Raw genomic sequence first — 820 nt, 5'->3', positions numbered from 1 at the left:
GGATTTTATGTGTGAAAACTGGGGAAGCTCAATGATGGTCTCGCGAGGCAGAGTACATCAATTAGAAGAATTACCCGGTTTTGTTGCACTTAGAAATAACAGAATAGTGGGAATTATAACGTGTAAAGTGATAGAAAACATGTGTGAAATTGTATCGTTAAATAGTTTTGAGGAAGGAAAGGGGATTGGTACAAAACTGGTGGATTGTGTGCTGCAAGTGGCAAAAGAGAACGAATGTGAAAAAGTGTGGCTCATTACGACGAATGATAATATGAACGCACTTCGTTTTTATCAAAAACGTAACTTCATGATGACGAACTTGTATATTGATGCGGTAAAAGAAGCACGAAAAATAAAGAAAGAAATTCCGTTTATTGGTTATGATAATATCGCGATTTCACATGAAATTCAGCTGGAGTATATTTTATCCCGCATTTGAGGGCAGTAAAACTCCCACTGATTAAAGTTTCACTTTATGAGTAGAGTGGAAGTTGTGTAACAATTTTCAGAAATATAAAACAATAACCTTGACGAATGTTATATTTTGGTTTAGTTTAAAATTGTAATCTATTACCATATTAAGGGGTGACGATGTGGCAACTATACGTGATGTTGCAAAATTGGCCGGTGTTTCAGTCGCAACCGTTTCAAGAGTCATTAACGAAAAAGGATATGTCCATGAAGATACGGTGAAACAAGTAAAAAAAGCAATTGAAGAATTACATTATAGACCGAATGCTACAGCAAAGCCTTTATTTAAACAGCCTTCAACGATGATTGCATTACTTGTAGATAATTTGCATAATCCATCATACATCAC

2 protein-coding genes are annotated in these 820 nt (G+C 35.2%); both read left to right on the top strand.

The window, feature by feature from the left end; translation table 11 throughout:
* The coding region (locus AC1DTM_RS29525; protein ID WP_477001596.1) for a GNAT family N-acetyltransferase at window positions 1-439 on the top strand (439 nt) is incomplete at its 5' end.
* Window positions 440-593: 154 nt separating this feature from the next.
* The coding region (locus tag AC1DTM_RS29520; protein WP_477001595.1) for a LacI family DNA-binding transcriptional regulator at window positions 594-820 on the top strand (227 nt) is incomplete at its 3' end.

Source organism: Bacillus sp. P4_D3 (assembly GCF_056401855.1).
The sequence above is the reverse complement of the archived record's forward strand: the minus strand, read 5'-3'. Positions and strand labels throughout refer to the sequence as shown.